Below are 26,225 nucleotides of genomic sequence, written 5' to 3' on the forward strand. Positions count from 1 at the left end.
GTGGCCTTACTCGATGTTCTGTACTTGTTCACGCATCTGCTCGATCAGAACCTTGAGGTTGACCGCCGATTGGGTGCTGCGTGGGTCGAAGGCTTTGGAGCCCAAGGTGTTGGCTTCGCGATTGAGCTCCTGCATCAGGAAGTCCAGGCGCCGGCCCGCTGCACCGCCGGACTTGAGCACCCGACGCACTTCGGTGACGTGCGTGCTGAGACGGTCGAGCTCCTCGGCGACATCGCTCTTCTGCGCCAGCAGGACCATTTCCTGTTCCAGGCGTTGCGGGTCGAGTTCGGCCTGCATGTCGCTGAAGCGGTCGAGGATCTTCTGCCGCTGGGCGGCGAGCATCTGCGGCACCAGCGCGCGCAGGGTGGTGACTTCCTGGCTCATGCTGTCCAGGCGCTCGTTGATCAGCCGGGCCAGTTCCGCGCCTTCGCGGTTACGGCCATTTTTCAGCTCCTGGAGCGCCGCGTCGAACAGCTCGATGGCTTCGACGTTCAAGGCTTGCGGGTCGTTGGCATCGGCGACCAGCACGCCGGGCCAGGCCAGCACTTCCAGGGGATTGAGCGGTGCTGGCTGCTTGATCAGGCTGGCCACGGTCTCGGCGGCGGCCACCAGTTGCGCGGCGCGCTCACGGTCCACCTGCAACGGCTTGCCGGCGTTTTCTTCGTTGAAGCGCAGGGTGCACTCGACCTTGCCGCGGGAAATCCCCTGGCGCAGCGACTCGCGGATGGCGCCTTCAAGATCGCGGAAGGCTTCCGGCAGGCGCAGGTGCGGCTCAAGGTAGCGATGGTTGACCGAGCGCAGTTCCCATATCAGGGTGCCTTGGGTCCCGGCTCGTTCGACACGAGCAAAGGCGGTCATGCTGTGCACCATGGGAAGTACCTCGCAGATAGATGAAGGGAAAGCCGACAGGCTGCAAAGGCGCAGGATTGTAACGCAGTGCGCTGCCGGCTCCCATAAACGGATGTGACAAACACTGCGCTGAACGCCGACAAAAACCTGTCGAAGCCTGATGTGCGCGGGGTTTGAGCCGTGCGACGGGCGGCGGGCGGGCCTTTCGCGCTCAGGCATGTCCAGTCGCGGCCTGGCGCTCTATAATGCTCGGCAGATTCGAACCCAGTACAGGTATCCCCTATGAAACGTCCAAGTGGTCGCGCTGCCGATCAGCTCCGCTCGATCCGCATCACCCGCAACTACACCAAGCACGCCGAAGGGTCGGTACTGGTTGAGTTTGGCGACACCAAAGTCGTCTGCACGGTCAGCGTCGAAAATGGTGTTCCACGCTTCCTGAAAGGCCAGGGCCAAGGCTGGCTGACCGCCGAGTACGGCATGCTGCCGCGCTCCACCGGTGAGCGTAACCAGCGCGAAGCCAGCCGTGGCAAACAGGGTGGCCGCACCCTCGAAATCCAGCGCCTGATCGGCCGCTCGCTGCGCGCCGCGCTGGACATGAGCAAGCTGGGCGACATCACCCTGTACGTCGACTGCGACGTGATCCAGGCTGACGGCGGCACCCGCACCGCGTCCATCACCGGCGCCATGGTTGCCCTGGTCGATGCGCTGCGTGTGGTCAAGAAACGTGGCGGCCTGAAAGGCGGCGACCCGCTCAAGCACATGATCGCTGCCGTTTCGGTGGGCATGTACCAGGGCGAGCCGGTCCTGGACCTGGATTACCTCGAAGACTCCGCTGCCGAAACCGACCTGAATGTGGTCATGACCAGCGCTGGCGGTTTCATCGAAGTCCAGGGCACCGCTGAAGGCGCGCCGTTCCAGCCACAGGAACTCAACGCCATGCTGGAGCTGGCGCAGAAAGGCATGACCGATCTGTTCGAGCTGCAAAAGGTGTCGCTGGCTGACTGAGCCATCGCCCAATAAAAAAGCCGACCCAAGGGTCGGCTTTTTTGTGGCTGGCGATCAGATCGTCAGCGTCCAGTCGTAGTCCACGATCAGCGGCGCGTGTTGCGAGAAGCGCGGCTGGCGCGGCAGGCGTGCGCTTCGTACGAAGCGGCGCAGGCCGGGGGTCAGCAACTGGTAGTCGAAGCGATAGCCCAGGTTGAGCATCTCGGCTTGTTCGTTATCTGGCCACCAGCTGTACTGGTCGCCTTCGCGGCTGACTTCGCGCAGGGCATCGACATAGCCCATGTTGCCGACGATCTCGTCCATCCACGCGCGTTCCGGGGCGAGGAAGCCTGGCGACTGCTGACTGTCGCGCCAGTTCTTGATGTCGAGCTTCTGCTGCGCCACGTACAGCGAGCCGCAATAGATGTATTCGCGGCGTTTGCGCCGTTGCTTGTCCAGGTACTTGGCGAAGTCGTCCATCAACTTGAACTTCTGGTTCAGGTCTTCATCGCCGTTCTGCCCGGAAGGCAGCAACAAGGTTGCAATACTGACTTTGTCGAAATCGGCCTGCAGGTAACGTCCGTAGCGGTCGGCTGTCTCGAAGCCCAGGCCGCTGATGACTGCCTTGGGCTGCAACCGCGAATAAAGTGCCACGCCGCCTTGGGCGGGTACTTCTGCGTCGCAGGCATAAAGGAAGTAGCCATCTAGCTGAAAAGCCGGGTCGTCGAGTTCAAAGGCCGAGGCGCGGGTATCCTGAAGGCAGATGACGTCGGCATTCTGAGCTTGCAGCCAGCTGAGCAAACCACGCTCGACCGCAGCCTGAATGCCATTAACGTTCACACTGATGATCCGCATAAATGGCCCCAAAAATCACGTGCGTGTATGATACCCGAGCTCTACTCAATTAGCTAAATCCGTGGTAATCCGGGACTCTTCATGCAGCCGTATCAGCGCGACTTCATTCGTTTTGCCATCGATCGCGGGGTTCTGCGCTTCGGTGAGTTCACTCTCAAGTCGGGTCGTACCAGCCCGTATTTCTTCAATGCCGGCTTGTTCAACAGTGGCTCGGCCCTGGCCCAGCTCGGACGTTTCTATGCGGCGGCGATCGTCGACAGCAAGATCCCGTTCGATGTTCTGTTCGGCCCGGCCTACAAGGGTATCCCCCTTGCCGCGGCGACCGCGGTGGCCCTGGCCGAGCAGCACCAGCTTGACGTGCCGTGGTGCTTCAACCGCAAGGAAGCCAAGGACCACGGCGAAGGCGGCAGCCTGGTGGGCGCGGCGCTGACGGGCGAGGTGCTGATCATCGACGACGTGATCACCGCAGGTACCGCGATCCGCGAAGTCATGCAGATCATCCAGGGCCAGCAGGCCAAGGCCGCTGGGGTGCTGATCGCGTTGAACCGCCAGGAGCGCGGCAACGGCGAGCTGTCGGCGATCCAGGAAGTGGAACGCGACTTCGGCATTCCGGTGGTCAGCATCGTTTCCCTGACTCAGGTCCTTGAGTTCCTTGCCGACGATCCGGCGCTCAAGCAGCACCTGCCGGCAGTGGAAGCCTACCGCGCCCAATTCGGCGTCTGAAATGAAAACGGGCCGCTTCAAGCGGCCCGTTTTCATTTGGCTCAGTCTTTTCCGTAGTTCGGCGAGCGGGGGCCGTAGAGGATGCCGCCGTTCTTGTACGGCGTCAGCAGACGGGCACCGGTGATCCCGGCAATCGGGTAGCCGGCATCGTCCTGCACGCTGCTGATGATCTGATTGACCGCAGCGGTGATCAGCAGGCCGATAATCCCGCCTCCGCTGTTGTTCTGATTCTCCTGGCTCGAGGCCGTGGCCGCACCGGTCCACAGGGTCTTGCCGCTGCGCAGGTCGACCAGGCTGGCCTTGGCCGTCACGATGGTTGCGCTGCTGATGACCATGTAACGCGTGCCATAGTCACTCACGGTGACATACAGCGCCGCGTCCGCACCGAAGATGTCGTGCAGCTTGTTGGTGGGCAACTGGTGGATGTCGCTGGGCGTGGTCATGCCGTTCTGACGGAAGGTCTCATCAACCAGCGCCACCGGCAGCACGTAATACCCGGCTTCGGCCAGCGGATAGGTCACGTTCGACAGCATGCTGTAGGTCGCCTTCACATCCGGCGACTCGTTCAGCGGCGGCAGGATGAGAATCGAGCGCGGGTTGGCCTGCTTGTATTCCGAGTAATCGACGCTCTTTTGCTGGTGAGCGCAGCCGGCGAACAGCGCGAGGATGCAGGCGCTCGCCGCCAGTTTGAACAGACGCTGGATCATTGTTTGGCCACTCCCTGGCGTGCGTTTTTCAGCAGAAAGTCCATGTAGGCCGCCGATTCAGGGAACAGCGCTTTCTCGGTCTGGAACTGCTGGACCATCTGATCATCCTTGCCGAGGCTCGAATACAGCAGGCCAAGCTGGGCGTGGTAGCCCGGAGGAACGGCGCCGTTCTTGGCGCGAATTTTCTGCAGATCACCTTCCAGTGCTTCGACCTGCGCTTCTTTCGACTCGCCCTTGAAGTACTGATAGACCTGCGGTTGGTAGCCTTCCCACTGATACAGGGTTTTCGGCCCGGTGCAGCCGGACAGCAGGATGCTGCCCAGCAGAACGCCGGCGACTGCGCGCCAGCTCAGGGTTGCCGTACTCATTACGGTTCGTCCTTGTGCGTAGAGTCTTTAAGGGGTGACAGGTTTCCAGGCGCCGCTTTCCACGGCGTCGACCAGCTTGTTCACGGCTTCGCGCATGGCCAGGTCGAGCACCTTGCCATTGAGCGTCGAGTCGTAGCTGGCAGTACCGCCGAAACCGATGATTTCGCGGTTGGACAGGGCGTACTCGCCCGCGCCCTGGCTGGAATAGACCACTTCGGAGGTGCTGATGTTGACGATGTTCAGCGCAACCTTGGCGTAGGCGATCTGGGTCTTGCCGCGACCGAGGATGCCGAAGAGCTGATGGTCGCCGACTTCCTTGCGACCGAATTCGGTCACATCACCGGTCACCACGTAATCCGCACCTTTCAGACGCTGGGCCTGGCCTTTGATAGCCGCTTCCTGCTGGATCTCGCTCATGTTGTCGCGGTCCAGCACGTTGAAGCGATTGGTCTGCTGCAGGTGGGTGATGAGGATGGTCTTCGCCTGACCGCCGAGACGGTCGATGCCGTCGGAGAAGATGCCGCGCATGTAGCTGGAGCGGTTGTCGAACTTGCCGACCGCGATAGGCGCACGCACACCGCTATAGGGGCGGCTGACGCTTTCGACCTGCTGCACGGCGACCGCTCTGGATGTTTCTGTTGCACAACCTGCCAACGACCCGAAAGCGATGGCGGCTGCCAGCACGAGTCCATGTGAAGCATATTTCACGCTGTTTCTCCCAAATAAACACAGAAAACGGTTCAAGCGATCATGAAAAAGCCCGCCTGGTAGCGGGCTTCTCATTGAAAGGTATTACTGACGCGGCTTGCGATTGGTGATCAGGGTGCCCACGCCGCTGTCGGTGAAGATTTCCAGCAGAACGGCGTTCGGTACGCGACCGTCGATGATGTGCGAGCTGTGCACGCCGCCCTGGACCGCTTCCAGTGCGCAACGGATCTTCGGCAGCATGCCGCCGTAGATGGTGCCGTCGGCGATCAGGCTATCGACCTGCTCGGTGCTCAGGCCGGTCAACACGGTGCCTTGCTTGTCCATCAGGCCGGCGATGTTGGTCAGCAACATCAGCTTCTCGGCTTTCAGGGCCTCGGCGACCTTGCCGGCAACCAGGTCGGCGTTGATGTTGTAGGACTCGCCATTCGGGCCCACGCCGATGGGCGCGATGACCGGGATGAAGTCACCCTTGACCAGCATGTTCAGCAGGTCGGTGTTAACGCCAACGACTTCGCCGACGTGGCCGATGTCGATGATTTCCGGCGTGGTCATTTCCGGGGTCTGACGGGTGACGGTGAGCTTTTTCGCACGGATCAGCTCAGCGTCCTTGCCGGTCAGGCCGATGGCGCTGCCGCCGTGACGGTTGATCAGGTTGACGATGTCCTTGTTCACCTGGCCGCCGAGAACCATCTCCACCACGTCCATGGTCTGGGCGTCGGTGACGCGCATGCCATCGACGAAACGGCTTTCGATCGACAGGCGCTTGAGCAGGTCACCGATCTGCGGGCCACCACCGTGGACGACCACCGGGTTGATGCCGACGGCCTTCATCAGGACCACGTCGCGCGCGAAGCCGGTTTTCAGCTCCTCGCTTTCCATCGCGTTGCCGCCGTACTTGATCACCAGGGTCTTGCCGACAAAGCGTCGGATGTAAGGCAGCGCTTCGGACAGTACCTGGGCGACATGGGTAGCGGCATCGCGATCGAGGGTCATGCAGGGCTCCAGTTGGAACAAGTGGTTCGGTCAGAACGGTAGTTGCAGGTCAGGGGCAACGCGCTTGAGTTGCGCGTGGAATATAGCCTTGATTCGCTGCAGTTCGGCTTCGTTGTCGGCCTCGAAACGCAGCACCAGTACCGGTGTGGTATTGGACGCGCGGACCAGGCCCCAGCCGTGGGGATAATCGACTCTCACACCGTCGATGGTGGTCAGGTCGGCTTTGCCCCAGTCGGCGTCGCGTTGCAGTGCATCAATGATGGCGAATTTACTCTCGTCGGTCACATCAATGTTGATTTCCGGTGTGGAAATATCATTCGGGAAGCCTGCGAACAGGGTTTCGGCGTCCAGTGCGGACTTGCTGAGGATCTCCAGCAAACGCGCGGCACTGTAGATGCCGTCGTCGAAACCGAACCAGCGTTCCTTGATGAAGATGTGCCCGCTCATCTCACCGGCGAGCAGTGCGCCGGTTTCCTTCATTTTCTTCTTGATCAGCGAGTGGCCGGTCTTCCACATCCGCGAGCGGCCGCCGTATTCGGCGATCAGCGGGGTCAGGCGGCGGGTGCATTTGACGTCGAAGATGATCTCGGCGCCGGGGTTGCGGGCCAGTACGTCCTGGGCGAAAAGCATCAGCAGGCGGTCCGGGTAGACGATGCTGCCGGTGTTGGTCACCACGCCGACGCGGTCGCCGTCGCCGTCGAAGGCCAGGCCGAGGTCGGCGCCGGTTTCCTTGACCTTGGCAATCAGGTCCACCAGGTTTTCCGGTTTGCCCGGGTCCGGGTGATGGTTGGGGAAGTTGCCGTCGACCTCGCAGAACAGCGGGATGACCTCGCAGTTCAGCGCTTCGATCAGTTGCGGGGCGTTGACGCCGGCGGCGCCGTTACCGCAGTCCACTACCACTTTCAGGCGCTTGGCGAGCTTGATGTCACCGACGATTTGCTGGTGGTAGCGAGGAAGGATGTCGACTTTTTCGACCTTGCCTTCACCGCGGCTCAGGTCGTTGGTTTTCAGTCGGGTCAGCAGCGCCTGGATCTGTTCGTTGGCCAGGGTGTCGCCGGCGATGACGATCTTGAAACCGTTGTAGTTCGGCGGGTTGTGGCTGCCGGTGAGCATCACGCCGGATTTGCCGGCGAGCACGTTGGCGGCGTAGTACAGCGCGGGTGTCGGCACCAGGCCGACATCGCTGACCTGGCAACCGGCATCGAGCAGCCCCTGGATCAGCCGTTCCACCAGCATCGGTCCGGACAGGCGGCCGTCGCGGCCAACCGACACGTTCGGTTCCCCCTGGGCCAGGCTCTGTGCACCGATGGCGCGTCCAATCCAATAAGCCGTTTCGGCGTGCAGGGTATCTCCCACGACACCACGGATATCGTAGGCGCGGAAAATGCTGTCAGGCAGTGCGGGGATCAGTTGGGCCATATCGTTCATCACGGAACTCCAGTCTCGATGGCTTTCGGGCGTGTGGAACGCTTGGACGGCCATTTTGCCGGAGAGTTCGCCCCCGGCATGGATCCGGGGGCGATCAGGGGATCATTGGCTACCGGAGTGACCGAAGCCGCCAGCACCGCGTTGGCTCTCGTCGAAGGCCTCGACGATGTCGAAATGAGCCTGTACCACCGGCACCAGGACGAGTTGCGCGATGCGCTCGCCGACGGTGATGGTGAAGGCGTTCTGGCCGCGGTTCCAGCAGGAGACCATCAGTTCGCCCTGGTAGTCGGAATCGATCAGACCGACCAGGTTGCCCAGCACGATGCCGTGTTTGTGGCCGAGGCCCGAGCGCGGCAGGATCAGCGCCGCCAGGCCCGGGTCGCCGATGTAAATCGACAGGCCGGTGGGGATCAGCAGGGTCTGGCCCGGCTCCAGGACAGTGTCTTCCTTGAGCATGGCGCGCAGGTCGAGACCGGCCGAGCCTGGGGTGGCGTACTGCGGCAGCGGGAATTCGCCGCCGATGCGTGGATCGAGAATCTTGGCTTGCAGAGCGTGCATTTGGGTCAAACCTGGTTGAGGCGTTCGGCGATGAAGGCGACCAACTGGCGGGCGATCTTGCCCTTGCTGGTCTGCGCGAACAGGGTTTCATGGAGCTGCCGGTCGATCACGCTGCAGGCGTTTTCCTCGCTGTTGAAGCCAATGCTGGGGTTGGCCACGTCATTGGCGACGATCAGGTCGAGGTTCTTGTCCTTGAGCTTGCGTGCGGCGTAATCGAGCAGGTGTTCGGTCTCGGCGGCGAAGCCAACGCTGAACGGACGGTCCGGACGGGTGGCAATGGTGGCCAGGATGTCCGGGTTGCGCACCATCTGCAGCAGCAGGCCGTCACCGGTCGTAGGGTCTTTCTTGAGTTTTTGCGGGGCGACGACTTCCGGACGGTAGTCGGCGACTGCGGCCGAAGCGATGAACAGGTCGCAGGGAATCGCCGCTTCGCAGGCCGCGAGCATGTCGCGGGCGCTGACCACATCGATCCGGGTGACCCGGTCAGGCGTCGGCAGGTGCACCGGGCCGGTGACCAGGGTCACCCGTGCGCCGGCTTCGGCCGCGGCTTCGGCGAGGGCGAAGCCCATCTTGCCGGAGCTGTGGTTGGTGATGTAGCGCACCGGGTCGATGTTTTCCTGGGTCGGGCCGGCGGTGATCAGCACATGCTTGCCGGTCAGCGACTGGCGCTGGAAGCACTCGGCGGCGGACCAGGCCAGGTCGCTGGCCTCGAGCATGCGGCCCAGGCCGACGTCGCCGCAGGCCTGGCTGCCCGAGGCCGGGCCGAAGACCTGGATCGAGCGGCTTTGCAGGGTTTCGAGGTTGGCCTGGGTGGCCGGGTCGCGCCACATGGCCTGGTTCATGGCCGGGGCCACGGCGACCGTGGCGTCGGTGGCCAGCACCAGGGTGGTCAGCAGATCGTCGGCCACGCCTTGGGCCAGGCGAGCGATGAGATCGGCGGTGGCTGGTGCAATCAGCACCAGATCGGCCCACTTGGCCAGTTCGATGTGGCCCATCGCCGCTTCGGCAGCCGGATCCAATAGGTCCATGTGCACGGGGTGCCCGGAGAGGGCTTGCATGGTCAGGGGGGTGATGAATTCAGCACCGCCACGGGTCATGACCACGCGCACCTGGGCGCCGTGTTCCAGAAGTCGGCGAACCAGCTCGGCGCTCTTGTAGGCGGCGATGCCGCCGCCGACGCCGAGAACGATGCGTTTCCGATACAGCCGCTGCATAGGCCTGCCTTTTTCCGATGAGGGTTTGCGCGCAACGCCAACGCCTCCCCAGGCCGGATCGCTGCGCAAAAAGTGGCCGCTAAGATAGCACAGGGCTGCTCCCTGCAAGAGCGCCGGGAGCAGTAACGGACAGACAGAGGGAAATTGTCATGAGTATCAGGGACTGGCCTGTGTTGGAACGACCACGGGAAAAGCTGTTGGGACAAGGCGCGGCTAGCCTCTCCGATGCGGAGTTGCTGGCTATTTTTCTGCGGACGGGAGTGCGGGGACGCAGTGCGGTGGACCTGGCCCGGGACCTGTTGAACCGCTTCGGCGGGCTGCGGGGTTTGCTGGAGGCGGACCAACCGTGCTTCAACAAGCAACTGGGGCTGGGGCCGGCCAAGTACGCCCAGTTACAGGCGGTGATGGAAATGGCGCGGCGTCATCTGGGCGAGCACCTCAGTCGCAGTTCGGCACTGGAAAACCCGGCGGGTGTTCGGGCCTATCTCCAGGCGCAATTGAGGCACGAGCAGCATGAGGTGTTCGGCTGCCTTTTTCTCGATACCAAGCACCGTCCGCTGGGGTTCGAGGCACTGTTTCAAGGCTCGATCGACAGCGCCAACGTCTATCCGCGGCAGGTGCTCAAGCGAGCTCTGGCGCGCAATGCGGCGGCATTGATCCTGTGTCACAACCATCCTTCCGGGAACCCCGAGCCGAGTCAGGCCGACATTCGCCTGACCCATCGGCTCAAGGAAGCGCTGGAAATGATCGATGTGCGCGTGCTCGACCACTTCATCATCGGCGACGGCGAACCGCTGTCGATGCGCGAGCACGGCTGCTTCTTCAACGATCCACCTTGACCCCGGAAAAGTCCTGACGACCGAACGGGCTGACCTTGTAGCCTTCCACGCCGCTACGCATCAGCACCGCGGCGGTGGGGTGCGCCAGCGGCAGCCACAGCGCCTGTTGCTGGATCTGCGCCTGGGCCTGCTGGTAAAGCCGGCTGCGCACGCTCTGGTCGCTGGTGGTCTTGCCGGCACTGATCAACTGATCCAGGCGCGGGTCGCAATAGCGGGCAAAGTTGGTCCCGGACGTGACTGCCGCACAGGAGAATTGCGGGCTGAGGAAGTTGTCCGGGTCGCCGTTGTCACCGGCCCAGCCCATGAACAGCAAATCATGTTCGCCGGCCTTGGCCCGACGAATCAGCTCGCCCCACTCGATCACGCGGATTTCGGCCTTGATGCCGATCTTCGCCAGGTCCGCTTGCAGCAATTGCGCGCCCAGGCTCGGGTTGGGGTTGAGCAGGCTGCCCGACGGGCGGGTCCAGATGGTGGTGCTGAAGCCGTCGGGCAGGCCGGCTTTCTTCAACAGCTCCTGGGCTTTGGCGAGGTCCGTCGGGTAGCCAGGCAGCGTTTTGTCGTAGCTCCAGGTGTTCGGCGGGAATGGCCCGTTGGCCGCCACGGCGGTGCCTTCGAACACGGCCTTGAGGTAGCTGTCCTTGTCGAAGGCGAGGTTGATTGCCTGGCGTACTTCGGGCTTGTCCAGCGGCGGATGCTGGCTGTTGATGGCGACGAAGGCGGTCATGAAGGCTTCGGTTTTTTCGACCTTCAGGGTCGCATCGCCAGCCGCCGCGGCGATGTCCAGCGGCTTGGGCGAGAGGGCGATCTGGCATTCGTTGCGCCGCAATTTTTGCAGGCGCACGTTGGCGTCCGGGGTAATAGCGAAGATCAGCGGGTCGACGGTGGGCTTGCCGGCGAAATAGTCCGGGTTGGCCTTGTAGCGGATGCTGGCGTCTTTCTGGAAACGGGTGAAGACGAAGGGCCCGGTGCCGATCGGCTGGCTGTTGAGCTTCTCCGGGGTACCGGCCTTGAGCAGCTGATCGGCGTATTCGGCCGGGTAGATCGAGGCGAAGCCCATGCTCAGTGTGGCGAGGAAGGTCGCGTCCGGGTGGCTCAGGGTGAAGCGCACGCTCAGCGGGTCCGGTGCCTCGACCTGCTTGATCAGGTCAGGCAGTTGCAGCGACTGGGCGTGAGGAAAACCACTCTGGGCGATCTTGTGCCACGAGTGCGCGGGGTAGAGCATGCGCTGGAAGCTGAACAGCACGTCGTCGGCGTTCAGGCTGCGGCTGGGCTTGAAGTACGCGGTGGTGTGGAATTTCACTTCCGGGCGCAGCTTGAACTCGTAGACCAGGCCATCGGGGGAGACGGTCCAGCTTTCGGCCAGGCTCGGTACGACCTTGCCGGCGGCCGCATCGAACTCCACCAGGCGGTTCATCAGCACGTCGGCGGAGGCGTTGGTGGTGGTCAGCGCGTTGTACTGGACCACATCGAATCCTTCCGGACTGGCCTCGGTGCACACGCTGAGGGCGGCGGCCTGTGCCGCGGCGGGGCCGAGCAGGGCGGCGAACAACAGGGGTAGAACGGCGGGACGCATAGGAATTCCTCAGGCTGAACGATGGCCCATCTGCCTGTGCAGTTTGGAAAAGTCCTACCCTAGTGCGCTGGATTACAAACGCCAACTGATTTTTCAGCAGTTTCGCGACGAGCGGTTGTCTGCCCCGCAGGCCCTGTACCTTGCAGGACGGGCCCGGGAGCGGGGAGGGCAATTCACATCTTGTGTTGTTGTGCTCTGGTGTTTCTGGTATAAAGCAGCGCTCTTTTCTAGGGGCCCGGTGTGTAGCATCCTCGGGTGTAGCCGGTAAGACCCCGAAGAATCACGGCGCCTGGCGCCAAAGACTGAGAGATTAAGCGGCCAACCCATGCCGGGTTGGGCATGTGGTTTTAGAGGGCTGAGGCATGTCGAGAGTCTGTCAAGTTACTGGTAAGGGTCCAGTAACCGGGAACAATATTTCCCACGCAAACAACAAAACCCGTCGTCGTTTCCTGCCGAACCTGCAGCATCATCGCTTCTGGGTCGAGTCCGAGAAGCGTTTCGTGCGTCTGCGCGTTTCCGCCAAGGGCATGCGTATCATCGACAAGCGCGGCATTGACGTCGTTCTGGTCGAAATTCGCCGTAACGGCATCAAGGTTTAAGGGAGAAAGTCATGCGTGAATTGATCCGTTTGGTGTCGAGCGCTGGTACTGGCCACTTCTACACCACCGACAAGAACAAACGCACTACTCCGGACAAGATCGAGATCAAGAAATACGATCCGGTCGTCCGTAAGCACGTGACGTACAAGGAAGCCAAGATCAAGTAATTGGTCTGGTTTTCAGAAAAAGCCCGTATCTCCGGATACGGGCTTTTTTTATGGTCAGCAAAAAAACGCCCGGCGCAGTGCCGGGCGTTTTTCATTTCAGGGTGCTCAACCGAAATTGAAACCTTCGATCAGGCAGTTGCCACCGGTGATGATATGGATACGGCCGAGATCGTAGTCCAGGGTGGTCGCTTCTCCCGGGGCAACGATGCGAGTGCGGCCGGTCAGTTCGCCGATCTGTGCCTTGGTGCTCTTGGCGTAGGCGGTGCCGATCAGATCGTTGAGCACTACCAGAACTTCTTCATTGGTCATGACGCGTCTTCCTTGTAGGGTCGATGTCCGGGTGGACCGCGTCATGCTCCTCTCCCCTCAGGTGTGCCCGGCGGTAGTTATCTATTTCTGCTCGAACATCACGTAGATCTTGCGGCACGGCTCGAGCACTTCCCAGGTGCCTTTGAAGCCGGCGGGAATCACGAAGCGATCACCGGCCCGCAGCGTCTTGGCCTGGCCCTGTTCGTCGCGCAGGACCGAGACGCCATAAACGATTTCGCAGTATTCGTGTTCGGTGTAGTTGACGGTCCATTGCCCCTCCGCACCTTCCCACACGCCAGCAGCAAATTGGCCACACGGGCTGGCGTAGTGGTTGTAGACCGCCTGCTCAGGGTCGCCCTTGAGCACCTTTTCGGCGGCGGGGCGGTAGCGTTCGACTTCGGTCAGGGCGTGGGAAAAATCGACAATCTGCTGGATATTCATGAAGCGGCTCGCCTTATTGTTAAATAAATTGAACATCACTAAGCATTTATCGGCAAAGTGTCAAATATATTGATAATTCGTGTGTCAGTAGTTTAGGGTGTCGAATGCTGTAGAGCGATGACCGCTCCAGCAGAATTTTCCGACAGCGTCGCCGACCTCACGTGCCGCGCTGCATCTCTACAACAGGAGGAGTTTGGTATGACCACCCTGACGCGTGCGGACTGGGAACAACGTGCCCAGCAACTGAAGATCGAAGGCCGTGCTTTCATCAATGGTGAATACACCGCCGCTGTCTCGAACGCGACGTTCGAGTGCTCCAGCCCGGTCGACGGACGCCTCCTGGCGCACATCGCCAGCTGCGATGAAGCCGATGCCCAGCGCGCCGTGGAAAACGCCCGCGCCACCTTCAACTCCGGTGTCTGGTCGCGCATGGCGCCGGCCAAGCGCAAGGCCACCCTGATCCGCTTCGCCAACCTGCTCAAGCAGAACGTGGAAGAGCTGGCGCTGCTGGAAACCCTGGACATGGGCAAGCCGATCGGCGATTCGTCGACCATCGACATCCCGGCCGCCGCCAACGCGCTGGCCTGGAACGGCGAAGCCATCGACAAGGTATACGACGAAGTCGCGCCGACCGCGCATGACCAGCTTGGCCTGGTGACCCGTGAGCCCGTGGGCGTTGTCGCCGCCATCGTGCCGTGGAACTTCCCGCTGCTGATGGCCTGCTGGAAACTCGGCCCGGCCCTGGCCACCGGTAACTCGGTGATCCTCAAGCCGTCCGAAAAATCCCCGCTGACTGCCATCCGCATCGCCCAACTGGCGGTAGATGCCGGTATCCCGGCTGGCGTGCTGAACGTGCTGCCAGGCTTCGGTCACACCGTCGGCAAGGCCCTGGCCCTGCACATGGACGTCGATACCCTGGTGTTCACCGGTTCGACCAAGATCGCCAAGCAACTGATGATTTACGCTGGCGAATCGAACATGAAGCGCGTCTGGATGGAAGCCGGCGGCAAGAGCCCGAACATCGTCTTCGCTGACGCCCCGGACCTGAAAGCTGCTGCTGAAGCTGCCGCCAGCGCCATCGCATTCAACCAGGGCGAAGTCTGCACCGCCGGCTCGCGCCTGCTGGTGGAGCGTTCGATCAAGGACCAGTTCCTGCCGATGGTGCTGGAAGCGCTGAAGGCCTGGAAACCGGGCAACCCACTGGACCCGGCGACTACCGTCGGCGCGCTGGTGGACACCCAGCAGATGAACACCGTGCTCGGCTACATCGAATCGGCCCACGCCGACGGCGCCAAGCTGGTGGCGGGCGGCAAGCGCATCCTTGAAGAAACCGGCGGCACTTATGTCGAGCCGACCATCTTCGATGGCGTGAACAACGCCATGCGTATCGCCAAGGAAGAGATCTTCGGCCCAGTGCTGTCGGTCATCACCTTCGACACCGTCGAGGAAGCCATCGCCATCGCCAACGACACCCAGTATGGCCTGGCCGCCGGTGTGTGGACCGCGAACATCACCAAGGCCCACCAGACCGCCAAGGCGCTGCGCGCCGGCAGCGTCTGGGTCAACCAGTACGACGGTGGCGACATGACCGCGCCGTTCGGTGGCTTCAAGCAGTCGGGCAACGGCCGCGACAAGTCGCTGCACGCGCTGGAAAAGTACACCGAGCTGAAAGCCACCTGGATCAAGCTGTAACAGCACAGGCGCGGCCTTGAGCCGCGCCCGTCCGATCCGGTCGCACAGCCGGGCCTGCCGCAAAGCAGGCCCGGCTGTGTCGTCTGTGCCGTCTGAAAATCTACGAGGAGGGTGAAATGCGTTGGGGGACTTACTTCGCCGTGTTGGCGGCGGTGCTCAGCGTCGGCCTGGCGCTGGGCGTCAGCATGCCGCTGGTGTCCTTGCGCCTGGAAAGCTGGGGCTACGGCAGCTTCGCCATCGGCGTGATGGCGGCGATGCCGGCCATTGGTGTGCTGCTGGGTGCCAGCCTGTCCAGCCGGTTGGCGGCCTACTTCGGCACGCCGGGGCTGATGCGCTTGTGCCTGTGGGCCGGCGCGCTGTCGATCGGTGCGCTGGGGCTGTTGCCCAGCTATCCGGTGTGGCTGGTGCTGCGCCTGCTGATCGGCGTGGTGCTGACCATCGTGTTCATTCTCGGCGAAAGCTGGATCAACCAGTTGGTGGTGGAGCAATGGCGCGGGCGCCTGGTGGCGCTGTACGGCAGCAGTTATGCCTTGAGCCAGCTCGCCGGGCCGCTGCTGCTTGGCGTGGTCGGTTCTGAGAATGACCTGGGCTTCTGGATCGGCGTCGGCCTGCTGCTGGTGTCGCCGCTGTTGCTGTTCGGGCGTAGTGGCGCGCCGAGTACCGAGGCCGGCGCGGTAACGTTCCGCGACCTGTTCGGCTTCTGCCGCAACCTGCCGGTGATCGCCTGGGCCATCGCCCTGTTCGCCGCGTTCGAGGCGATGATTCTGACGCTGTTGCCGGTGTACTGCCTGCAACAGGGTTTCACCGCCGAGGTCGCGCTGTTCATGGTCAGCACCGTGGTGGTGGGCGACGCCGTGCTGCAACTGCCGATCGGCGCGCTGGCCGACCGCATCTCCCGGCGCACCTTGTTCAGTGGCTGCGCGTTGACCCTGGCGTTGTCCAGCATCGCCATTCCGCTGCTGTTGCAGACGCCGCTGATCTGGCCGGTTTGGGTGTTGTTCGGCGCCAGCGCCGGCGGCTTGTTCACCCTGTCGCTGATCCTGATCGGCGAGCGCTTCCGCGACGATGCGCTGGTGCGCGCCAACGCCCATGTGGCGCAGCTCTGGGGCATTGGTTGCCTGATCGGGCCGCTGGCCGCGGGGGCGGGCAGCCAGTGGGTCAGCGGTCATGCGTTGCCGTGGTTCATGGCCATCGGCGCGTTGGGCCTGGTGCTGTTGTCGCGTCGGCCCAATGCGTTCGAGCCGGCTACCGCCTCCGACTGACTTGCAACACAGCTCGCTTTTCCAAAGCGCAGCCATTTCATCCATTTAACAGGGAATTTTCCTATATACCCGCCGCTGACCAGCATTCAGGATCCTCGCGGAATTTCTTCCTCAAGGATCCCATGCCCAGCGGCCACCACCTGTGTGGTCCTGCTCATGGTGGAACCTGTCCACATGTGATCCGGCGCTGAATCTGGCGTTGGGCGCGTAGTTACAGGGAGCACTGCATGCCCGCCCAATCCGACCTGCGCTTCACCTTTACTGCCGGTCCCGACGACTTCGAGGTCGTCGAATTCCACCTCACCGAAGGTCTTTCCGAGACCTTCCGCCTCGACGTAGACCTGAGCTGCGCCAACCCTGCCGTCGACTTCGGCCAGGTCCTCGACCGTCCGGCGCTGCTCACCCTCTGGCAAGGCGGCCAGCCCGTGCGCTATGTGCACGGATCGGTCAGCTCGTTCCAGCAAGGCGCGACAGGCTTTCGCCGCACCCGCTACCGCGCCATCGTCGAGCCGCGCCTGGCCCGCCTGCGACTGGCTTCGGACTGGCGCATTTTCCAGACTCTCACCGTGCCCGATATCGCCACCGCGATGCTCAAGAAGCACGCCCTCGCCCTGGACTATGAACAACGCATCACCAACACCCATGAAACGCGGGAATATTGCGTACAGGCCGGCGACACCGACTACCACTTCGTCGAACGCATCATGCGCGAGGAAGGCTTTTTCTACGGTTTCCTGCACAGCGCCGAAGGCCACCGCCTGGTCCATTGCGACCGACTGTGGATCTTCGGCAAACAGCCCGGCCCGCCGGTTGAATACAACCCCAGGCCCGGCGGCGACCGGCCGGGCCCGGCGCTGCACACCTTCACCTACACCGAGAACGTGCGCAGTGCCCGCCAGACCCAGCGCGACTACAGCTTCAAGAACCCGCTGTACAACCAGCAAACCCGGCGCGAAGCCACTGACCTGGCGCACCAGGCCAAGAACTACGAGCGTTACGACTATCCCGGCCGTTACAAAGGCGAATCTGGCGAAGCCTTCACCCGCGACCGTCTGCGTGGACTGCGCGGCGAGGCCTGTCAGGTCATCACCGAAGGTGACGACGCGCGGCTGGTGCCGGGCATCTATTTCGACCTCGTCGGCCACCCGCGCGAAGACCTGAACCGCGGCTGGCGCCCAATCCGCCTGGAGCACCACGGCAAACAATACGTCAGCCAAGGCGAGGACAGCGCCGACGCCACCCAGGGCACCCACTACAACTGCACCGCCACCCTGGTGCCGGACGATGCCGAATGGCGCGCCGAGGCCTTGCCCAAACCACGCATCGATGGCCCGCAGCCGGCAAAGGTGGTCGGCCCGCCCGGAGAGGAAATCTACTGCGACGAATTCGGCCGGGTGAAGGTGCAGTTCCCGTGGGACCGCGAGGGTAACGAGGACGAACACAGCTCCTGCTGGATCCGCGTCTCGCAGAACATCGCCGGCGCACTTTGGGGCCATATGGCGATTCCGCGTATTGGCCAGGAAGTGATCGTCAGCAACTTCGACGGCGACCCGGACCAACCGGTTATCACCGGCCGAGGCTTCAACGCCCTGCAGCGCCCGCCCTACGAACTGCCGAAGCACAAAACGCGGATGACCCTGAAGAGCCAGACCCACAAGGGAAATGGCTTTAACGAGCTGCGTTTCGAGGATGAGGCGGGGCAGGAAGAGGTATTCATCCATGCGCAGAAGGACCAGAACAATGTGGTCAGGAATGACGAGACCACCTTCGTCGGCCATGACCGCAGCGAGCAGGTCGAGAACGACGAAACCCTGACCATCGGCCACGACCGCAAGGACACCGTGGGCAATCACGAGCAGGTGGTCATTGGCGTGAACCGGCGGCATCAGATCGGCCAGGACGACGAACTGAGCATTGGTCGCCATCACACCATCACCACGGGCCAGGACCGTACCGAACAGGTCGGCAATGACCGCTTGGACAAGACCGCGGCGAATCAGCGGGTGGAGATTGGCGGGCATCTGGACCAGCAGGTGCAAGGGGATGTCACGGTGAAGGCCGGCCAGAGCATTACGCAGCACACCAAGGTGTATGAAATCCACGCTGCCGACGCGTTTGTCATCAAGGGCCCCGGCGGCACGCTGCGTATCGATGGCGCGGGTATCACGCTGGATGGCATCGCGATCACGCTCAAGGGGCCGGCGACCAAGACAGACGGAGGGGGCGGTAACAGCCTGACGCTGGCAAGCGAGGTCGTGCAGACACGGGGTACGCAGTGCGAGGAGCAAAGCTGATGACAGGCGAAACCGTCATGGGGGTTATCGAGCAGCACCGCGCACCGGACGACCATGTCTATCTGCTGGTGAACGGGCTGGCCGAATGCGCCTTCGATCATCCGATCAGCGTGCCGTCCCTGATCCATTCGCTGGGCGACGCTGCCGTTACACGCGTGCTGCGGCCGGGCCTGGCCCATGCTCCGGATCGATGCCCCGCGCTGATTCAACTGGCGATGCCGGGCGAGGCGGTGCCAGAACTCTATCTGACGCTCAGTGCCGACTATGCCGCACGGGATCTTGCCTACAACGAGCGTTATATCTGTGGCTGGTTGTTCAGCCCGCAGCCGCTTGATGTCATCGCCACCCACATCGCGGCCCGATGCAGTACCGCTGCAGCCAAGGACGGGCAAATCTCGCCCTGGTTCGAGCCGCTGAGGCTGGAGCTGTTGTTTGCCACGATGCGCACGCAGGCAGGTCAATTGCTGGGCCCGGTCCGGTTATGGCTTCTTCCGCTCAGTTGGGAGGGCTATACCATCGTGCGCAGCACCAGCAGTTCTGGCGCTCCCGGGCTTCCCCAGGATGCCCGGGAAAGCCAGCAACTGGCGCCTGTGATCAACCGGTTCCTGGCCGTTTGGCGCCAGGCCCTGCGACAACCTCCTCGCTTCGCCCCGTGGCGCTGGACGGGCTCTTCCGGCCTGCCGACCTATGCCGCCGCGCACGCTTTCCAGCTGATTCGTGATGCCCACAGGCTTGGGCTTCGCAACAGTCGCGACCTGATCGCCCTCAGCCTGTACCGCGTGCTCATGCATCCCCATCTGCCGCAGCACCCGGATATCAAGCACCTCATCGCCCAGGCGAGCGCCGGCAAGCTTGATTTGCAAAGTCATTTTTCAAGCAGCTACAGCGAAGCCCATTGGAGACGCATCGTTGCCGATTTGCCCCGCGCGAAGGACTACTCATGAATTCCGATAACCGTTTTGATTTCGGCCTCTGCATCGACATTGCCTGCAACGAAGCCAACCCGCTGGACCCTGGCATCTGCCGGGTCTGCCAGCGCAGCGGCCTGCCGATCCTGCCCCTGCGCGCTGCCTATGCTCCGGAGCCCTGGTACACCCAGGCGCTGCCGCTGAACCGCGGTTCTGAGGTCAAGGCCGTGCGCATGCGGCTGGAGCAGCCGCGCATTCTGCGCCAGGGCTTTCTCTACGTGATGCTCGACGGCAGGGAGTGGCAGGCCTACAAGATCACGCCCGAAGGTATGTTGCGCCAGTTCCCGCCGTACCAGATGCCCCGCGAAGAGCCTCGGCCCCTGCCCGAGTCCTGCATCACGGCGGACCATGATATTCCGGGTGCGTTCCTCAATATCGACACCAACAAGTACTCCACTGCCTGGCTCGCCATTGCCAACGATCCCTGGCCCGAGAGTGTGCTGAATGGCTACCTGCGCGGCGGCGTGGTCGATGGCATGGCGCTGGAGGACCGCTTCTACAAGCTTGACCTCAAGACCGCCCGCAATGACCCCGCCAGCGTCGGGATCGCCATGACCGAAGCCGACCTGCAGATGCATCAGGTGCTCGAATACGCCCAGCCCATGGCGGGTGATTTTCACAGCGTGCACGGTTTCTACCCACGCAATAACCGACTGCGTGCCCTGGCAGGCCATGTCCGCACGGTTACTCAGGAATACAAGTTGGCCAAGGGGGTGCTGGCCCTGGTCCTGCCCGACCCTGTTGGCGTGGTGCAGGAACTCAACGCCCAGCGCCTGTTCCGCTACCAGGCCATGCAGGAATGGTGCTCCGAATCGCAGCGGCGTTTCGAGCACTTCACCTCCCTGGCCCTGCTCGGCATCCGCCAGTTGAACGTCAGCAGGGCCGAGGCCAGGGCGATCAAGGAAGCCAAGGAGGCCGTTGAGGAGAACCTCGCCTATCACTCCCGGCCCCAGTTCTACATGGCGCCGCTGCCGGTTCTTGATCTGGAGAAGGAGAAAGCGCGCAGGACCGCCGAAGCAATGACCGATGCCCGCGAACGGCTCGACGAACGCTACGACGAAAAAGCCCGCCAGGACTTCGAGGACCGCTACAACAAGACACTGGCGGCCTGGCAAAGAATCGTCGACGACGTCGCCGAACCCTATGCGAGCCAGCACGGCGGTGCGGCGTTCCAGTTGGCGGCCCGTCACGACTACAGCATCACGAGCAGTGACTCGACCGAGGCCTTTATCCGCATGTTGGCAATGTGTCAGGCCGGCGGTCCCACCGAGCGCATTGCTGACGGAGTGTCAGGGGCCACCCAGAGCCTGTGGAAGCAACAACTGGAGAATCCAGGCAGCTTGCTTTACAGGGCCCTGCTGACCGAAGACAGGAAACCTTTGCAACAATTCGCCCACGACCTGGCCGGGGACGAGCAGACCCGGGTCTTCCATGGTGGCAAGACCTTGATTGGCGCCATGGAAGGCGACAAGGCCTTGGGCGTGTCGACGAAGGCCGCTGTCAGCCTACTGCTCGGGGCTGCCGCCACTGCCAGCAATGCCCTGGGGGAGCAGTTATCAGGGCAGGCCAGGGCGCTGTTGACGCATCTGCACCAGGAAGCCTGGTTGCACTACCACGGTGTCGAACTTACCCGGATCACCGTGTCCCTCAAGGTGGGCGAGTACCTGACGCTGCTCAACGAGGCGCTTTACGAAGGCACCGAGCGCTATATCGCGCAGCTCGACAAGCAATTTCGCAAACCGGCCGAGCGCAAGGTGCGCGCCATGCTGCTGAGCAACTACTTTGCACCGGCACTGGCCAGCAATCACGCCAAGCTGATCGATATCGTCGTATGGACGAAGGAAAACACCGAGGACCTCAAGGCCCGGCTGGAGAAGCTGCGGGTCGGTCTCGGCGATGGCGTTGACAATGCCCTGCGTAGCGTCAGCATCGATAGCTCCGCCCTGAAGGGCGGCATGCAGGACTTCGCCCGCCACCTGAGCGTCAATGCCGAGGCTGCCCGCCTGCTGGCCGGAGACGCCATGCGCAACATGCGCAACATGCGCAACACCGTGACACTCGACGGGACCGGGGGCGTCAATCTGGGGCTTGCCCTGGGCAGCCTGTATTTCCAGCAGGACGCCCTGCGCAGAAGCTACCAGAACATGCTCAAGACGATAGGCGACGAGCATGACGAGGCGGTGGCTGCGGTCATGTCGGCGTCGGTTGGGGTGATGGGGGCGAGTGTCGAAATTGTCGGCGGAACTCTCCAGCTGTTGCGGCCTGATTTGGAGGTCTTGATTACCTCAGCTGGGCGGGTGCAGCCGGTTGGATTGGGATCGCGGATTCTGCAGTTCGGCGGGGCGATTGTGTCGGTGGCGAGTGTGATGGAGGGGTTGCAGTATGCGTTGGCGGCGGGGCGTGCGGAGAGGATTGGCGACAAAATGGCGAGAAATGCTTATGCGATTGCCGCTCTAGGCGGAATGTTCTCGGCAGGGTTTGGCGTCGTAGGCTCCATTGGTGCTGCAAGCGTATTGCTCCTCCCGCTCGCGGTCGCCGTATTGCTAGGTTTTGCTACGTATGGGTTTGCAGTATGGGCAAAAAGGCTCGAGTCGCAGCCGCTTGAATTGTGGGCGAGATACTCACTCTGGGGACTACCGGATGAGCACCGTCGTTGGAAGGATTCGCATGACATGGATACGGCGATTGGCGCCTTGAATGCTGCACTGCTGGGGCTGGCTGCAGACCTTGACGTGACTCACCGCGCCGACAGACAGGGCAGCAAAGTAGTAGGGGTCGCTGGAAACATAGAGTACACGCTCGTTCTACCAGGGTATGACCCTGTCGCGTCATCCTATGAATGGGCGTTGTGGGCCTACCGTCCAGGCGTAGTACCGGGAGGGATTATCGCAGCCGGGCGCACTGGCGACGCGAATAGTCCTTTGCCGGCCCCGGCTTCCCGGAAGCTATCGGGTTACGAGTCTGATACTACGGCTCCAGTCATTGATTACGATGCAGAGTCAAAATCGCTCGAAATCCAGGGCTGTATGGCCTTCCGGGGTACTCCTGATTTTCATGCTTTGGTGCTTGAGGTGTCCTACTGGCCCGACAAGAGTGATGAAGCCGGAGTAGCCCGCCTGATCGTGAAGGAAGACAAGATTTCTGGGGGAGCGAAGTGGTGAGTCGTATGAAAAGACCGCGACTCATTCCCTCTTGCTCTGGATGGCAGGAAGATCTGCCTCATCCCGATGAAGTGCCGATAGTAATTCCGGCTCTTGGGTTCGATACACCCAACCATCAGGATGATGTCTATCTGGAACTACCGCGTGCATCTGCGTTGATCAGAGGTTTGATGATCTGGTTCGTCGCTGTTTGCACTGTGGGCCTGGGAATTTTGTTTTGGCTTTTTTTATCAGACTGGCAAGCGCTGAGTTTTGAGGAGTGGATAATATTTCTTTCCACTTTGTTCATTGGAGTCTGGTCTACCTTTATCTTCTGGAAGTTCGATGTGGCACCTCCTAGAGATCAGCCCCTTCGCTTCAACCGCACCCGCCAACGCATCTACGCCTACAACTTCAACTACCGCTGGTGGAACCCCTTCGAACGCTGGCGAGTGGAACCGGTGGCCTACGACTGGTCACAGGTACGCGCCGAGCGCTGGATAAAGCGCGGCGCGACTTCGCACGGGGTCGTCATCAAGGGCGGTGTGGTGCTCTCCATCGTCAGGCCGGGTACCAACGAGGTCATCGACCGTTTTCCCCTCACCACCATGGGCGCCGACGCCCATGCCTGGGCTTACATCTGCACCTACATGCAGCAAGGCCCCGACGCACTGCCGCCCTCAGGCCCGCCGAAAGACCACAACGATGGGGGATTAAACATCGCGCTGCTGCTGGCGCCGAAGGTCAAGTGGCCCGACGACATGGACCTGGAGTCGAGGACGGCGCCATGAGTGATGTTTCGATGGAGTTCGAGGTTCTCGATGCTCAAACTATCAAGCTCGAAGTGCCTTATTGGCCGGATACATACGATGAGTCCGGCGTAGCCCGGCTAATCGTGAAGGAAGATGAGATTTCTGGGGAGCCGAAGTGGTGAGTCGTATGAACAGACCACAACTCGTTCCTCCCTGCTCCGGGTGGCAAGAAGATCTGCCTCATCCTGATGAAGTGCCGATCGTAATGCCGGCTCTTGGATTCGATACACCCAACCATCGGAATGATGTCTTTCTTGAGCTGCCGCGTGCGTCGGCGCTAGTAAGAGGATGGCTAATCTGGCTCGGAATGGCTCAAGGCTTTCTGACGATAGACTCGTTTTGGAGCCATTTATCAACTGATCGCACGCCGGGATTCGAAGAGTGGTTCATGTTCCTCTCTAGTGGTTTCGTTGGCGTTTGGTCGTTCCTGTTCTGCATGAAATTTGAATTGGCCCCACCCAGGGATCAGCCCCTCCGCTTCAACCGCACCCGCCAACGCCTCTACGCCTACAACTTCAACTACCGCTGGTGGAACCCCTTCGAACGCTGGCGGGTGGAGCCGGTGTCCTACGACTGGTCACAGGTCCGTGCCGAGCGCTGGCTGAAACGCGGCGCGACTTCTCACGGGGTCGTCATCAAGGGCGGCGTGGTGCTCTCCATCGTCAAGCCGGGCACCAACGAGGTCATCGACCGCTTCCCCCTCACCACGATGGGCGCCGACGCCCACGCCTGGGCTTATATCTGCACCTACATGCAGCAAGGCCCCGACGCACTCCCCTCACCTGGCCCACCGAAAGACCACAACGATGTGGGCTTCAACATCGCGCTGCTATTGGCGCCCAAGGTCAAATGGCCCGCCAAAATGGACCTGGAATCGAGAACAGCGCCATGATCGATAGGTCGATGGAACTCGAGGTTCTCGATACTCAAACTATCAAGCTCGAAGTGCCTTATTGGCTGGACAGACACGATGAGTCCGGCGTAGCCCGGCTGATCGTGAAGGAAGACAAGATTTCTGGGGGAGCAAAGTGGTGAGTCGTATGAACCGACCGCAACTCGTTCCTCCCTGCTCCGGGTGGCAAGAAGATCTACCTCATCCTGATGAAGTGCCGATCGTAATGCCGGCTCTTGGATTCGATACGCCCAACCATCAGGATGATATTTATCTGGAACTACGGCGTTCGTCAGCGCTTGTCAGAGGATCGGTGATTTGGTTCGTACCACTATCGATGGCCTTTCTTGCCATGTTGTTGTGGGACTATCTGCCGGCTATGCAGGCAATTCGCTTTGAGTTGCATTTAATGGTTATCGCCACTTTGATAGTTGGAATCTGGTCTATCTGTATCTTCTGGAAATTCGATGTAGCACCTCCCCGCGATCAGCCCCTCCGCTTCAACCGAGCCCGCCAACGCCTCTACGCTTACAACTTCAACTACCGCTGGTGGAACCCCTTCGAACGCTGGCGGGTGGAGCCAGTGGCCTACGACTGGTCACAGGTCCGTGCCGAGCGCTGGCTGAAACGCGGTGCGACTTCGCACGGGGTCGTCATCAAGGGCGGCGTGGTGCTCTCCATCGTCAGGCCGGGCACCAATGAAGTCATTGACCGCTTTCCCCTCACCACCATGGGCGCCGACGCCCACGCCTGGGCTTATATCTGCACCTACATGCAGCAAGGCCCCGACGCACTCCCCCCACCTGGCCCACCGAAAGACCACGACGATGTGGGTTTCAATATCGCGTTACTGCTGGCATCCAAGGTCAAGTGGCCCGTCGATATGGACCTGGAGTCGAGGACGGCGCCATGAGTGATATGTCGATGGAGTTCGAGGTTCTCGATGCTCAAACTATCAAGCTCGAAGTGCCTTATTGGCTGGACAGACACGATGAGTCCGGCGTAGCCCGGCTGATCGTGAAGGAAGACAAGATTGAGGGGACGCGTGGGCTGGGCTTCATATGAAAAAACCTCGCCTAGTTCCTCCTTGTTCTGGCTGGCAAGAAGATCTGCCTCATCCTGATGAAGTGCCGATCGTAATGCCGGCTCTTGGATTCGATACACCCAATCATCAAGATGATGTCTTTCTGGAACTACCGCGTGCATCTGCGTTGATCAGAGGTTTGATGATCTGGTTCGCGCTGGCCATGAGCATCCTGATGGTTGTTCTGTCATGGCTCTTTTTTTCAATTGAGCAAAAACTTAGGTTTGAAATCTGGACGATATTCTTCTGCTGTTTATCCGTTGGAGTTTGGTCAGCCCCGATCTTCTGGAAGTTCGATGTATCGCCTCCCCGCGATATGCCCCTGCGCTTCAACCGCACCCGCCAACGCCTCTACGCCTACAACTTCAACTACCGCTGGTGGAACCCCTTCGAGCGCTGGCGGGTCGAGCCGGTGGCGTACGACTGGTCACAGGTCCGCGCCGAGCGCTGGCTGAAGCGCGGCGCGACTGCGCATGGAGTCGTCATCAAGGGCGGCGTGGTGCTCTCCATCGTCAAGCCGGGCACCAATGAAGTCATCGACCGCTTCCCCCTGACTACCATGGGCGCTGACGAACACGCGTGGGCCTATATCTGCACCTACATGCAACAAGGCCCCGACGCGCTACCGCCTCCCGACCCGCCGAAAGACCACAACGATGTGTCGTGGTGCAACATCGCCATGCTCCTGGCACCGAAGGTCAAATGGCCCGCCGATATGGACCTGGAATCAAGAACGGCTCCATGACAGCCGCAACGTCCTCCGGTC

At 61.7% G+C, this 26,225-nt stretch carries 28 protein-coding genes and 1 pseudogene; 17 read left to right on the top strand and 12 right to left on the bottom strand.

From position 1 onward, the window contains the following. Positions 1-6: 6 nt before the first annotated feature. Positions 7-870, bottom strand: coding sequence for a YicC/YloC family endoribonuclease (locus CKW37_RS25410; RefSeq protein WP_095158957.1), 864 nt, complete (start codon positions 868-870; stop codon positions 7-9). A 261-nt stretch (positions 871-1,131) separates the two neighbouring features. Here CKW37_RS25410 and rph point away from each other — a divergent pair, with 261 nt between their 5' ends. Continuing rightward, positions 1,132-1,854 carry a ribonuclease PH gene (gene rph, locus CKW37_RS25415; protein ID WP_095158958.1) on the top strand — a complete coding sequence of 241 codons (723 nt, stop codon included), beginning with the start codon at positions 1,132-1,134 and terminating at the stop codon, positions 1,852-1,854. Between the two features lie 54 nt (positions 1,855-1,908). Here rph and CKW37_RS25420 read toward each other — a convergent pair whose 3' ends face one another. Next, entirely contained in the window at positions 1,909-2,688 is a 780-nt protein-coding gene (locus CKW37_RS25420) for an exodeoxyribonuclease III (RefSeq protein WP_095158959.1), read from the bottom strand. An 81-nt stretch (positions 2,689-2,769) separates the two neighbouring features. Between CKW37_RS25420 and pyrE the strand changes: the two genes are divergently transcribed. Further along, the gene (gene pyrE / locus CKW37_RS25425; protein ID WP_095158960.1) at positions 2,770-3,411 is read left to right on the top strand and encodes an orotate phosphoribosyltransferase; all 642 of its coding nucleotides are present in this window, start codon (positions 2,770-2,772) and stop codon (positions 3,409-3,411) included. 41 nt (positions 3,412-3,452) lie between these two features. Here the strand turns inward: pyrE and CKW37_RS25430 are convergent, their stop codons facing one another. From CKW37_RS25430 to coaBC, 7 genes and pseudogenes are all read right to left on the bottom strand, one after another. Continuing rightward, entirely contained in the window at positions 3,453-4,118 is a 666-nt protein-coding gene (locus CKW37_RS25430) for a DUF799 domain-containing protein (protein WP_095158961.1), read from the bottom strand. After that, the gene (locus CKW37_RS25435) at positions 4,115-4,486 is read right to left on the bottom strand and encodes a DUF4810 domain-containing protein (protein ID WP_095158962.1); all 372 of its coding nucleotides are present in this window, start codon (positions 4,484-4,486) and stop codon (positions 4,115-4,117) included. Before CKW37_RS25435 ends, CKW37_RS25430 begins: the two co-directional genes overlap by 4 nt. Before the next feature lie 27 nt (positions 4,487-4,513). After that, positions 4,514-5,194: a CsgG/HfaB family protein gene (locus CKW37_RS25440; RefSeq protein ID WP_095158963.1), complete on the bottom strand. Its 681-nt coding sequence runs from the start codon at positions 5,192-5,194 to the stop codon at positions 4,514-4,516. A gap of 84 nt (positions 5,195-5,278) precedes the next feature. Beyond that, positions 5,279-6,187 (bottom strand): acetylglutamate kinase, encoded by a 909-nt coding sequence (gene argB / locus CKW37_RS25445; protein ID WP_095158964.1) that lies wholly within the window; start codon positions 6,185-6,187, stop codon positions 5,279-5,281. Positions 6,188-6,217: 30 nt separating this feature from the next. Further along, positions 6,218-7,591 (bottom strand): annotated as a pseudogene (locus CKW37_RS25450) (phosphomannomutase/phosphoglucomutase); the annotation flags it as partial. 126 nt (positions 7,592-7,717) lie between these two features. Next, positions 7,718-8,173: a dUTP diphosphatase gene (gene dut / locus CKW37_RS25455; RefSeq protein ID WP_095158966.1), complete on the bottom strand. Its 456-nt coding sequence runs from the start codon at positions 8,171-8,173 to the stop codon at positions 7,718-7,720. A gap of 5 nt (positions 8,174-8,178) precedes the next feature. After that, positions 8,179-9,387: a bifunctional phosphopantothenoylcysteine decarboxylase/phosphopantothenate--cysteine ligase CoaBC gene (gene coaBC, locus CKW37_RS25460; RefSeq protein ID WP_095158967.1), complete on the bottom strand. Its 1,209-nt coding sequence runs from the start codon at positions 9,385-9,387 to the stop codon at positions 8,179-8,181. A gap of 149 nt (positions 9,388-9,536) precedes the next feature. Here coaBC and radC point away from each other — a divergent pair, with 149 nt between their 5' ends. Then, positions 9,537-10,226, top strand: a complete 690-nt coding sequence (radC, locus tag CKW37_RS25465) for a DNA repair protein RadC (RefSeq protein ID WP_095158968.1) — start codon at positions 9,537-9,539, stop codon at positions 10,224-10,226. On the opposite strand, the gene CKW37_RS25470 is transcribed toward radC, so the two are convergent. Further along, positions 10,210-11,799 (bottom strand): ABC transporter substrate-binding protein, encoded by a 1,590-nt coding sequence (locus tag CKW37_RS25470; protein WP_095158969.1) that lies wholly within the window; start codon positions 11,797-11,799, stop codon positions 10,210-10,212. The two genes, radC and CKW37_RS25470, sit on opposite strands and share 17 nt — an antisense overlap. A gap of 362 nt (positions 11,800-12,161) precedes the next feature. Here CKW37_RS25470 and rpmB point away from each other — a divergent pair, with 362 nt between their 5' ends. Continuing rightward, entirely contained in the window at positions 12,162-12,398 is a 237-nt protein-coding gene (gene rpmB, locus CKW37_RS25475; RefSeq protein ID WP_095158970.1) for a 50S ribosomal protein L28, read from the top strand. An 11-nt stretch (positions 12,399-12,409) separates the two neighbouring features. Next, positions 12,410-12,565: a 50S ribosomal protein L33 gene (gene rpmG, locus CKW37_RS25480; RefSeq protein ID WP_021702025.1), complete on the top strand. Its 156-nt coding sequence runs from the start codon at positions 12,410-12,412 to the stop codon at positions 12,563-12,565. 105 nt (positions 12,566-12,670) lie between these two features. On the opposite strand, the gene CKW37_RS25485 is transcribed toward rpmG, so the two are convergent. Continuing rightward, the gene (locus tag CKW37_RS25485) at positions 12,671-12,874 is read right to left on the bottom strand and encodes an I78 family peptidase inhibitor (protein ID WP_095158971.1); all 204 of its coding nucleotides are present in this window, start codon (positions 12,872-12,874) and stop codon (positions 12,671-12,673) included. Positions 12,875-12,955: 81 nt separating this feature from the next. Then, the gene (locus CKW37_RS25490; protein WP_095158972.1) at positions 12,956-13,315 is read right to left on the bottom strand and encodes a cupin domain-containing protein; all 360 of its coding nucleotides are present in this window, start codon (positions 13,313-13,315) and stop codon (positions 12,956-12,958) included. Between the two features lie 198 nt (positions 13,316-13,513). Here CKW37_RS25490 and CKW37_RS25495 point away from each other — a divergent pair, with 198 nt between their 5' ends. The 12 genes from CKW37_RS25495 to CKW37_RS33340 all read left to right on the top strand — a co-directional run bounded on the left by CKW37_RS25495 (position 13,514) and on the right by CKW37_RS33340 (position 26,204). Further along, positions 13,514-15,007: an aldehyde dehydrogenase gene (locus CKW37_RS25495; RefSeq protein ID WP_095158973.1), complete on the top strand. Its 1,494-nt coding sequence runs from the start codon at positions 13,514-13,516 to the stop codon at positions 15,005-15,007. Between the two features lie 116 nt (positions 15,008-15,123). Then, positions 15,124-16,269 carry an MFS transporter gene (locus tag CKW37_RS25500; RefSeq protein ID WP_095158974.1) on the top strand — a complete coding sequence of 382 codons (1,146 nt, stop codon included), beginning with the start codon at positions 15,124-15,126 and terminating at the stop codon, positions 16,267-16,269. Positions 16,270-16,496: 227 nt separating this feature from the next. Next, the gene (locus CKW37_RS25505; protein ID WP_095158975.1) at positions 16,497-18,563 is read left to right on the top strand and encodes a type VI secretion system Vgr family protein; all 2,067 of its coding nucleotides are present in this window, start codon (positions 16,497-16,499) and stop codon (positions 18,561-18,563) included. Then, positions 18,563-19,507, top strand: a complete 945-nt coding sequence (locus CKW37_RS25510; protein WP_095158976.1) for a hypothetical protein — start codon at positions 18,563-18,565, stop codon at positions 19,505-19,507. Before CKW37_RS25505 ends, CKW37_RS25510 begins: the two co-directional genes overlap by 1 nt. After that, a complete protein-coding gene (locus CKW37_RS25515; protein ID WP_095158977.1) occupies positions 19,504-22,692 on the top strand; it encodes a T6SS effector BTH_I2691 family protein in 3,189 nt (1,062 codons plus the stop codon). The genes CKW37_RS25510 and CKW37_RS25515 overlap by 4 nt, the downstream gene beginning before the upstream one ends. Before the next feature lie 170 nt (positions 22,693-22,862). Beyond that, positions 22,863-23,462 (top strand): DUF6708 domain-containing protein, encoded by a 600-nt coding sequence (locus CKW37_RS25520; protein ID WP_371864341.1) that lies wholly within the window; start codon positions 22,863-22,865, stop codon positions 23,460-23,462. Then, on the top strand, positions 23,459-23,605 hold the full coding sequence (locus CKW37_RS32850; protein ID WP_159985321.1) for a hypothetical protein: 147 nt from the start codon (positions 23,459-23,461) through the stop codon (positions 23,603-23,605). Before CKW37_RS25520 ends, CKW37_RS32850 begins: the two co-directional genes overlap by 4 nt. A gap of 5 nt (positions 23,606-23,610) precedes the next feature. Beyond that, on the top strand, positions 23,611-24,375 hold the full coding sequence (locus tag CKW37_RS33325; protein WP_256587856.1) for a DUF6708 domain-containing protein: 765 nt from the start codon (positions 23,611-23,613) through the stop codon (positions 24,373-24,375). Between the two features lie 11 nt (positions 24,376-24,386). Continuing rightward, entirely contained in the window at positions 24,387-24,518 is a 132-nt protein-coding gene (locus tag CKW37_RS33330) for a hypothetical protein (protein WP_256587857.1), read from the top strand. A gap of 5 nt (positions 24,519-24,523) precedes the next feature. Continuing rightward, positions 24,524-25,288, top strand: coding sequence for a DUF6708 domain-containing protein (locus CKW37_RS33335; protein ID WP_256587858.1), 765 nt, complete (start codon positions 24,524-24,526; stop codon positions 25,286-25,288). Beyond that, positions 25,285-25,440, top strand: coding sequence for a hypothetical protein (locus CKW37_RS32855; protein WP_159985323.1), 156 nt, complete (start codon positions 25,285-25,287; stop codon positions 25,438-25,440). The genes CKW37_RS33335 and CKW37_RS32855 overlap by 4 nt, the downstream gene beginning before the upstream one ends. Continuing rightward, positions 25,437-26,204 carry a DUF6708 domain-containing protein gene (locus CKW37_RS33340; protein WP_256587859.1) on the top strand — a complete coding sequence of 256 codons (768 nt, stop codon included), beginning with the start codon at positions 25,437-25,439 and terminating at the stop codon, positions 26,202-26,204. Before CKW37_RS32855 ends, CKW37_RS33340 begins: the two co-directional genes overlap by 4 nt. Positions 26,205-26,225 lie beyond the last annotated feature (21 nt).

This window comes from Pseudomonas sp. Irchel 3E13, assembly GCF_900187455.1.
In the GTDB taxonomy this organism is placed as follows: domain Bacteria; phylum Pseudomonadota; class Gammaproteobacteria; order Pseudomonadales; family Pseudomonadaceae; genus Aquipseudomonas.